10 protein-coding genes and 1 pseudogene are annotated in these 8,710 nt (G+C 42.0%); 4 read left to right on the forward strand and 7 right to left on the reverse strand.

Going from position 1 to position 8,710, the window contains the following annotated elements; genetic code table 11:
- Positions 1–117 precede the first annotated feature (117 nt).
- The 5 genes from V7K41_RS32435 to V7K41_RS32455 all read right to left on the reverse strand — a co-directional run bounded on the left by V7K41_RS32435 (position 118) and on the right by V7K41_RS32455 (position 2,949).
- A complete protein-coding gene (locus V7K41_RS32435) occupies positions 118–480 on the reverse strand; it encodes a type II toxin-antitoxin system PemK/MazF family toxin (RefSeq protein WP_334854604.1) in 363 nt (120 codons plus the stop codon).
- Positions 480–734: a hypothetical protein gene (locus V7K41_RS32440; RefSeq protein WP_334854605.1), complete on the reverse strand. Its 255-nt coding sequence runs from the start codon at positions 732–734 to the stop codon at positions 480–482. The genes V7K41_RS32435 and V7K41_RS32440 overlap by 1 nt, the downstream gene beginning before the upstream one ends.
- A 120-nt stretch (positions 735–854) precedes the next feature.
- Positions 855–1,463: a ribosome maturation factor RimM gene (rimM, locus tag V7K41_RS32445; protein ID WP_334854606.1), complete on the reverse strand. Its 609-nt coding sequence runs from the start codon at positions 1,461–1,463 to the stop codon at positions 855–857.
- A 38-nt stretch (positions 1,464–1,501) separates the two neighbouring features.
- The gene (locus V7K41_RS32450) at positions 1,502–1,657 is read right to left on the reverse strand and encodes a hypothetical protein (protein WP_334854607.1); all 156 of its coding nucleotides are present in this window, start codon (positions 1,655–1,657) and stop codon (positions 1,502–1,504) included.
- Positions 1,658–1,662: 5 nt separating this feature from the next.
- Positions 1,663–2,949: a valine--pyruvate transaminase gene (locus V7K41_RS32455; protein ID WP_334854608.1), complete on the reverse strand. Its 1,287-nt coding sequence runs from the start codon at positions 2,947–2,949 to the stop codon at positions 1,663–1,665.
- A 342-nt stretch (positions 2,950–3,291) separates the two neighbouring features.
- Here V7K41_RS32455 and V7K41_RS32460 point away from each other — a divergent pair, with 342 nt between their 5' ends.
- Complete coding sequence (locus tag V7K41_RS32460; RefSeq protein WP_334854609.1) at positions 3,292–4,401, forward strand: S-(hydroxymethyl)glutathione dehydrogenase/class III alcohol dehydrogenase; 1,110 nt, start codon at positions 3,292–3,294, stop codon at positions 4,399–4,401.
- Between the two features lie 22 nt (positions 4,402–4,423).
- Here V7K41_RS32460 and V7K41_RS32465 read toward each other — a convergent pair whose 3' ends face one another.
- Positions 4,424–4,720, reverse strand: a complete 297-nt coding sequence (locus V7K41_RS32465; protein WP_334854610.1) for a hypothetical protein — start codon at positions 4,718–4,720, stop codon at positions 4,424–4,426.
- A 52-nt stretch (positions 4,721–4,772) separates the two neighbouring features.
- Here V7K41_RS32465 and V7K41_RS32470 point away from each other — a divergent pair, with 52 nt between their 5' ends.
- The 3 genes and pseudogenes from V7K41_RS32470 to V7K41_RS32480 all read left to right on the forward strand — a co-directional run bounded on the left by V7K41_RS32470 (position 4,773) and on the right by V7K41_RS32480 (position 6,419).
- On the forward strand, positions 4,773–5,222 hold the full coding sequence (locus V7K41_RS32470; RefSeq protein ID WP_334854611.1) for a hypothetical protein: 450 nt from the start codon (positions 4,773–4,775) through the stop codon (positions 5,220–5,222).
- Positions 5,223–5,369: 147 nt separating this feature from the next.
- Positions 5,370–5,696: pseudogene (locus tag V7K41_RS32475) on the forward strand (helix-turn-helix domain-containing protein); the annotation flags it as partial.
- Between the two features lie 225 nt (positions 5,697–5,921).
- On the forward strand, positions 5,922–6,419 hold the full coding sequence (locus V7K41_RS32480) for a DUF29 domain-containing protein (protein WP_334854612.1): 498 nt from the start codon (positions 5,922–5,924) through the stop codon (positions 6,417–6,419).
- Positions 6,420–6,455: 36 nt separating this feature from the next.
- Here V7K41_RS32480 and V7K41_RS32485 read toward each other — a convergent pair whose 3' ends face one another.
- On the reverse strand, positions 6,456–8,135 hold the full coding sequence (locus tag V7K41_RS32485) for a hybrid sensor histidine kinase/response regulator (RefSeq protein ID WP_334854613.1): 1,680 nt from the start codon (positions 8,133–8,135) through the stop codon (positions 6,456–6,458).
- Positions 8,136–8,710 lie beyond the last annotated feature (575 nt).

Consider the following 8,710-nt stretch of genomic DNA (forward strand, 5'->3'; position numbering starts at 1 on the left):
GCTTAGTGCTTTTCAAGATGGCAGTCATCTTCCTCATGACAAATTTTTCTATTCTTTGTGACTAAATTTCTGTCTCATAGCATGGAAAGCGATCGCTACCTCCGCTATTGATTAATATTATAAATCTGTATTTTCCTCATCATAATTATTTAGTTCTAAAGTATACTCTAATGCTACTTTTAGCATTAATAGATAATTATGAGAAAGAGTTCCTAATTTTCGGATTAATCGCTCTTTATCGATAACAACAATTTGATAAGAAAGCACCACAGAATCTTGTGTTAAGCCGCCTTCACCTGAAGGTATGATAATTGTACCTGGTATATTAGCGCGTCGCAGATTAGTGGTTAAAGGAACTACTACTGATGTTGTTGTAAACTGAGCTACTCTATCTCGCTGAACAATAATAACGGGTCGGATACCTGCTTGCTCTGAACCTCGACTCGGATTCAAATCAGCCAAATAAACATCTCCTCGCATCAAACTGCGTCCTCTTGCTGAAGCTGGGAGAAATAATCATTTAAAACCGATTCTGCAAAAGCTAAATCTTCATCAGCAAACTCAGTTTTCAATGCAGCAGCCTCCGCATCAGAAATAGCATCCCAATACTGAGTTAGTTTTTTTTTCTGGAGAGAGATAGCAAAATCTAATACTTCTTCTTGAGAAGACAAAGGCAATAGGGACAATATTTCTAGCAGTTGCCGATGAATAGTTGCTGTTGGTTTTTCTGGCATTGCTACATTTCCTAGATTAATAAATGGAGTGTGTACTCTAATTTTCTGATGCTTTAAGCTTTGCTTCTCCTTGAAGTATGCAGTCAAGGGAAACTAGCTAGAGGCAGATCGTAGAACGAACTAATTATTAATTTCCAACAAACCAGGCGGTGGCGTAATTTCAATGCGATTAGATTTCAAGTCTACTACTGGTGCGATCGCTTGTACAAATGGAATCAAAACAGTCTTTTGCTTTTTGTCATTTGTCATTTGTCCTTTGTCCTTTGTCATTTGTCCTTTGTCAGTAGCAAAAGATTGGTGCAACTTGACTTCTAACAAATCATTGCCGGCGGGGATGATATCTACTACCGTACCAACGAGTTCGCCAGATGCTTGCATGAAGACTTCCAAACCAATCAAATCGAGGACATGATATTCATCTTCGCCTAATTGAGGGCGATCGCTTGCTGGTACCATTAACTTACAACCGCGCAAAGCCTCTGCCCGATCGCAATTTTCCACACCAGCTAATTTGATTACATACAAGTTTTTATTACTGATATAACGTCCTGTTAATAATTCGATTGGTTGCGGTTCTGTGTCACCTGAACACAACAACCAACGTTTTCCCGGCACTTCAAATCTTTCAGGAAAGTCTGATACAGGATAAACCCTTAATTCTCCAGACAATCCTTGAGGGGCAACAATCTTACCAATTTCTAGCCAATTATCTGATTTGTCATTTGTCATTTGTCATTTGTCATTTGTCATTTGTCATTTGTCATTTGTCATTTGTCATTGGGCATGGGTATTGGTTCATCTTCCTCATCTTCCACCCTGCGGGAAGCTAAAGCTACATCTCCCCAGTCTTTTTCTTCTCTACGAGACGCTGCGCGAACAATTTTGAATTTTGAATTTTGAATTTTGAATTGATTTCTCCCCACTACCTCTAGTAGGCACTCACAGCCGCACGCTGATAAGCTTCTTCAGCGACTTTTGCTAAACGTTGCATGGCAGTGACAATCTCCTCATCGCTGCCTGTAAGGCTGATGCGGAAGCATTGGTGCTTGTGCGCCCACTCTTCCTCTAAACCGGGGAAGAAGCTACTTCCTGGGACAATAATCACACCTACTTGCTTAACTAGCTGGTAAAATTCCCAGTCACTGATGGGTAGATCCTGTAACCACAACCAAGCAAAAATTGCTCCTTCACCGCGATGGAGGAACCAAGGTAAATCCTTGGGCATCGCTTGTTCTAAGCTGGTTTCTAAAACGGTAAACTTATTTTGGTAAAAGGGACGGATGACAGTGTGAGAAATTTCCACTAAAGCGCCAGAGTTGATTGCATAAGCTGCGATCGCTTGGCCGTAACGTGAAGAATGGAGACTCATATTTGCCTGAAAACACTCCAGCAGTTCAATCCACTTTTCATCCCCAATAGCTATACCAATCCTTTCTCCTGGTAATCCGGCTTTCGATAAACTCATGCAGTGGAGAATATTATCACCAAACACTGGTGTCATTTCGGTAAAATTTAATGCTGGGAAGGGAGGCGCATAAGCTGAGTCAATTAACACGGGTAGATTGTAAGGCGCAGCTAGGGCGGCAATCTTTTTCACCTCATCATCGCTGAGGACGTTACCAGTAGGATTACAGGGGCGAGAGAAGAGGATACAACCAGTATTTTCTGTAATCGACAGTTGGCTGAAGTCAGGACGATATTTAAATCGGTGGGCGGCTGCATCAATATCAAGAGTCGGTTTGTGGGCGATTAGGGCTTTTGGAACTAAGGAGATACCACCGTAACCTGTGTAGTCAGGGCTGAGGGGCAAAACGATTTGTTTTAACTCGCCGCTAGGGGTGTAGCCACCGAAGGTATTGGCAGCGTAGAAGTAGAGGGTTTGACTACCGGGGGTAATGAGGATATTGCGCTCGCTTAAGTTTAACCCGTAGCGTTTGTTGAAGTCATTGGCGATCGCTTCAACAAATGGTGCATAGCCCTGACTTGAGCCATAACGGCAAACTACCTCGCCATATTCTGGACTAGCCAAAAGTTGTGCAGTACAATCCCGCCATAATTGCTCTACCTCTGGCAAAATCAACGGATTACCAGCACTCAAATTAATAAAATGCTGCCCTGCACCCGCTCGTAATGTTTCGATAATATCCTTCATGATTGCTCTGACGCCAGTCAGGTTGGACATTTGAGCGCCAATTTGAGTTAGGGCAGGGTTCATAAGCTGTGACAAAATATATTAATTGAGGGTTGGACAAATTATTTGGGGGTTGCTGCTGACATCCAGTTTACATCGTTGTCAAAACAGCTGTTGCCGCCTTTAACCAATCTAGCTAGAGAATGATATTTTAACAAAGTAATATTTATCGTTATAGTGGCGATCGTGCTTAGTAAATATGATGAAGTAATACAAAAGTTTATCATGCGTTCAATATTTATGAGATTGAACAAGGGAATAGGGTACAGGTTACAGGGTACAGATTATTCCCTATCACCTATCACCTGTCACCTTTCCCCTAATCCCAATGACAAATGACAAATGACAAAACAGGAGCGCTGAATATTGGAAGTTAAAGCAGCAGTAGCTTACAGCGCAGGTAAGCCGTTGACGATTGAAACCGTTCAACTATCGGGGCCAAAAGCCGGCGAAGTGTTAGTTGAAGTGAAAGCAAGCGGGGTTTGTCATACCGATGCTTTTACCTTATCGGGTGACGATCCCGAAGGTTTGTTTCCGGCTATTTTGGGACATGAAGGTGCTGGTGTGGTGGTGGAAGTAGGCGCTGGTGTCACCAGTCTCAAACCAGGAGATTGCGTAATTCCCCTATACACTCCCGAATGCCGCCAGTGCGAATATTGTTTGAGCTTCAAAACTAATCTCTGTCAAGCCATTCGCTTAACTCAAGGACGCGGTGTTATGCCCGATGGCACCAGTCGCTTTAGTCTCGATGGGCAGATGATTCATCATTATATGGGTACATCCACTTTTGCTAACTATACGGTACTGCCGGAAATCGCTTTGGCAAAAATTCGGGAAGATGCCCCCTTTGATAAGGTTTGTTACATTGGCTGCGGTGTGACTACTGGTATTGGTGCAGTCATCAATACTGCTAAGGTGGAACCTGGAGCAAATGTTGTGGTTTTTGGTTTGGGTGGTATAGGCTTAAATGTCATCCAAGCAGCGCAGATGGTAGGGGCGAATATGATTGTTGGAGTAGATATTAATCCCAACAAACGCGCCTTGGCACAAAAGTTTGGCATGACGCACTTTGTTAATCCCCAGGAAGTAGAGGGTGATTTAGTTCCCTATCTGGTTGATTTAACAAAAGGCGGTGCTGATTACAGCTTTGAATGTATTGGTAATGTAAAATTGATGCGTCAAGCATTAGAATGCTGCCATAAAGGTTGGGGTGTTAGCGTGATTATTGGTGTTGCTGGTGCTGGACAGGAAATCAGTACTCGTCCTTTTCAATTAGTAACTGGGCGCGTTTGGAAAGGTTCAGCATTCGGTGGCGCTAGAGGACGTACAGATGTACCAAAAATTGTTGATTGGTATATGGAAGGTAAGATAAATATTGATGATTTGATTACCCATGTAATGCCCATTGAGCGAATTAATGATGCTTTTGAGTTGATGCATAAAGGTGAATCAATTCGCACTGTGGTGACTTTTTAGCTGTTAGATGCAAAGCTTTTTCTCAAAATACAATTAACTGTAAGAGCGCACAGATGTAACGCGTATCAACTTCAGCCAAAACACCAGAGAAAATCCTTGTTTCCAGCCTCTTGCTGGAAATGTTATATTTTCCGACATCTCCGCTCACAAGCGACAGCATCGCTAACGCTGCCGCTGCTCCCAACACCTGCTCGTCAGTCACTTCCAAATATTTCTGCAACTGCTCTAGGTTACGATGCCCCGAAATTTCCTGAATTACCCGCAATGGGGGGCTAGAGGAAATAAGTCGTGTAAAACTTTGATTGGACTTTAGAAGCAAGTAAAGTCTAAAGAGGGAAAGAGTATAGCTGTTATTCAAAGGACAAAACAAAATGGCAGACTCTACAGATGTCTTGCTAAAACTTAGTGAGCAAAGATGGGCTGAGGTTAAACAAGCAGAGGATCAGAGGTCAGCCCTTAGCAATATAATTCTTCTTATTGCCTCTGCTATAGTAGGAATTTTCACTCAAAAAGGACTTGACAGAAATAATTTACCGTTATCTCTACTTCTGATTTTCTTAGGCATCTATGGAGCTATAGGCTCTCGGAAATATCGAGAGCGTATTCACTATAGTCTTTCTATTTTAAAGCTCTATCGTAATAGGCTCAATGAACTACATCCTGACGCACAGATTGAAGAACGCAGAATTCAAGCAAAAGAATTTCACGAAAAACTTCACCCGTTAATGACAAAATTTTATCCCAATCATCTTTGGGTGACGCTTCATATATCAATCGCCATCGCTGGCACTATTCTTACAATTTCTATTTTGAGATTGTGATGAACAAGCCTATATTCTTCAGTCACGGTTTAGACAACAACCGTGATCAGACCCTACTTGGCTCAATGCCAAGTAGCACATCTTCCCCAACTGGTGACAGCATAGCCAAGCTTGCAGCACAAGCTGCTAAAGAAAAGGAGTAAATAAGTCACTAAAGAAAATAGCGTTTATACTAGCAGTGGAAATGTATTTGCTGACTTAGATTTACCTAATTCTGAAGAAAGATTAGTGAAAGCTGAACTAGCACGCAAAATCAGTGAAGCAATCACTTTCCGTAAATTAACACAAGTCCAAGCTGCCGAACTTTTAGGAATTGATCAACCAAAAATTTCAGCATTGGTGAGAGGCAGACTTTCAGGCTTTTCAATTGATAGATTATTCCAATTTTTGAATGATTTAGATAATGATGTGGAGATTGTCATCAAACGAAAACCTGAAGACCGCAAGCAAGCTCGGACAACTGTTATTTGCTAAGTAATAGATAAAAACTCGTGACAGCAAATCTTAAGATACCTCTTTAGTTGATTCTAAAGGGGTATCTTTAAAAGTTAGCAATAATTTAACTTTGCATCGTTAGCCCCGACAATCGGCATTTCCACCCAAAGTCTGGGAAGGAGAAACCAGAAAAGTTTGACACCAATGCACATCTATGATCCTTTATTATAATTAGGGAAAGTTCACGCTTGTTTTGAACCCACTATGCAGATACCACAAACCGGACAACCTGCGGTAAACTTGATGCCAAACCTCTACGAAAATGACTTTTACACTTGGACTCAACAACAGGCTAAGCTTCTGCGTCATCACCAATGGAATCAGCTTGACCTGCCCAATTTAATTGAGGAAATTGAATCTTTGGGAAGAAAGGAACGCCAAGAATTAAGAAATCGTCTGAGTGTGTTAATTGGACATTTACTCAAATGGGAATATCAACCAAAGCAACGCAGCCGTAGTTGGTTAGCAACAATTAGAGTACAACGACGAGAAATTCTCAATTTGTTGAGCGAGAATCCTAGCCTGAAACCTTACATTGAAGAAGCACTCCAGGAATCATATCAAAATGGTAGGGATTTAGCGTCAGGAGAAACAAATCTGCCACTCTCAACTTTTCCCAACCAATGTTTATATCCTTTTGAGGAAATTTTGAGCGATCGCTTTTATCCGGGTGAGCCTACTACGGATGATTTAATGGATTGACACTCCTCAGTCAAAAATCACAAGTAGCAAAATTTGTCAACTTGATAATATTTCATCAAAGTATCGATCGATTTCTGCTATCAGTATTTCAAAGTCTACAGGCTTGGTCAAGTGGCATTTGAAACCAGCCTGAAGCGCAAGCTGCCGATCCTCTGGGCTACCGTAGCCGGTAAGCGCAATCAGAATTGAGCGAGTAGATTTGGAGTCTTTAGTTAGTTCCTGTGCAACGGCGAACCCATCCATTTCGGGAAGTCCGATGTCACAAATAATTACATGAGGCTCAAGTTTCTTTGCAGTTTCTACCCCTAAAATTCCATTATTGGCAATGGAAACTTCATGCCCAAAATGCTCAAGTACTGCTTGTAATGATACGGCTGAATCGTCATTATCTTCAATGACTAAAATCTTCAACGATTTTTTAGCCGCCTCTGTAATCTCTAGGTCGTTGTCCAAGGCTGTAATCTCTTCGCATATAGGGAGAGTGACTTTGAATTCTGCTCCCAGATTAATCCCTCTACTTGAGGCTTCAACACTACCACCATGAAGTTCCACAAGACTTTTTACTACTGAAAGTCCTAAACCTAGCCCGCCCCGCGAACGATCTAAACTGCGATCGGCCTGGGTAAACGGCTCGAAAAGTTCTGGTAATATTGTCGGGTCTATCCCTATGCCTAAGTCTCTTACAGATAAGACCGCTACACTACCTGAGCCATTCTCACCTGGAATAACTGAGAGATCCACCCAGATCGTCCCATCTGGCTTTGAAAACTTTAAGGCATTATCAAGAAGATTCCCAAAGACTTGGAAGAAGCGAGTGGAGTCAACATAAGCCCACACGGGCGTGTTTGGCAGGTCTTGTACTACGTTAATATTCCATTTCTTTATTGCTTGTGCATGGTCGTTGAGACTTTGGCAAACCAATTCCACCAAATTAACCTTCTCAAGGTTTAATGAAACCTTCCCATAAGTGATGGATGATACGTCAAGTAACTCATCGATCAATTTCGAGAGGTGCTTAATCTGGTGTTGCATCCTTAAAACTGTTTCCCCAACTATGCCAGTCTCGCCTAGCTTTAACTTGAGTAGCTGAACGCTGTTGGAAATGGGGGCAACGGGATTCCTCAGTTCGTGAGCTAGCATCGCAATAAATTTGTCTTTCAGGGCGTTTTGGTTCGTCAGTTTCTGGAAAAGTTGAACATTAGCGATCGCAACTGCCGTTGTGTCAGTCAAAATCTCAAGCATTCCGATCTCTTGGGGCGTGGCTAGGTGTCGTGTACTCCAGTAGGCTCCGATCGCACCCAGTGGATCGGAAACCCGAATGGGAACCATCACTAAACTTTTGACAAAAGTCACTTTGTATGCCTCAAGAGGAATTCGTGCATCCTGGTAAATATCCTCAATTACGGCTGCTTTTTTATTGAGCATTGCCCAACCGGAGATGCAAGACTTGAGCGGAAAACGCATACCTTTCCAAAGTGGCCCAATGGCGTTTTCATCTACATAGTGGCAACATTCACCATCCCGCAATACAAAAGTTACTCCATCAGCATTTGTGAGATCGCGAGCAGCCAAACGCACAATCTCAATAATTTCCTCAATAGTCCGTACACAAGCTAAATCCTTCACGACCGAAAGCAGTCTGTTGTAAGACGAAATACTATAGCTCTGATCTAAATTCTGTTCTTGAGAGATGGAGGTTTGTAATATATTTTTCATAAAAACTCCGAACAAAAGGGATGTCTATATAAAAACTCACGTAAAGCGGGTAGGTTCAGCAGACACCTACTCTCAATCGTAATCTTAACTTTGATCTTGAGATTACAATCTGTTAGCGCATTTTAGCTTCTCATGTTATGGTATAAATATTTTTGATATTTACAAGTAAATATTCTTAATTTATTCATGTTTGCTAATGCAACTTCTGGTGTTTAATCTACTGGGGTTACGTAGCAGCTTAAACTCGTTATCAAGAAAGGCAGAGAGGAGGAGGGAACAAGGGTTTAAGACGCTCTTATTCAGGAGGGGTCTGAATCCCCAACTGAGGTAAAACCTTCTGCCCTCAGTAGGTTGGGTTGAACGGAGTGAAACCCAACAATTACAAGACTTTGAGGTGTTGGGTTTCGTCCCTCAACTCAACCTACATTTGTATCATATTTTTTGTGAAATGGTATGAGGTAAAACCTTCTGCCCTCAGCATAGCTCCCTTCTTCAATTAGGCGTAGCATTTGCAAGAGAATCGACGATGCGTCACCAAACAATCCTTCATAGACATCATTGATCGCAGGCAAATT

The organism is Nostoc sp., from assembly GCF_036917415.1.
Lineage (GTDB): Bacteria > Cyanobacteriota > Cyanobacteriia > Cyanobacteriales > Nostocaceae > Nostoc.

What these genes read in the sequence shown, in the direction of transcription:
- V7K41_RS32435 (WP_334854604.1), bottom strand. Translation starts at nt 480, where the DNA reads ATGCGAGGAGATGTTTATTTGGCTGATTTGAATCCGAGTCGAGGTTCA.
- V7K41_RS32440 (WP_334854605.1), bottom strand. Translation starts at nt 734, where the DNA reads ATGCCAGAAAAACCAACAGCAACTATTCATCGGCAACTGCTAGAAATA.
- rimM (WP_334854606.1), bottom strand. Translation starts at nt 1,463, where the DNA reads ATGACAAATGACAAATCAGATAATTGGCTAGAAATTGGTAAGATTGTT.
- V7K41_RS32455 (WP_334854608.1), bottom strand. Translation starts at nt 2,949, where the DNA reads ATGAACCCTGCCCTAACTCAAATTGGCGCTCAAATGTCCAACCTGACT.
- V7K41_RS32470 (WP_334854611.1), top strand. Translation starts at nt 4,773, where the DNA reads ATGGCAGACTCTACAGATGTCTTGCTAAAACTTAGTGAGCAAAGATGG.
- V7K41_RS32480 (WP_334854612.1), top strand. Translation starts at nt 5,922, where the DNA reads ATGCAGATACCACAAACCGGACAACCTGCGGTAAACTTGATGCCAAAC.
- V7K41_RS32485 (WP_334854613.1), bottom strand. Translation starts at nt 8,135, where the DNA reads ATGAAAAATATATTACAAACCTCCATCTCTCAAGAACAGAATTTAGAT.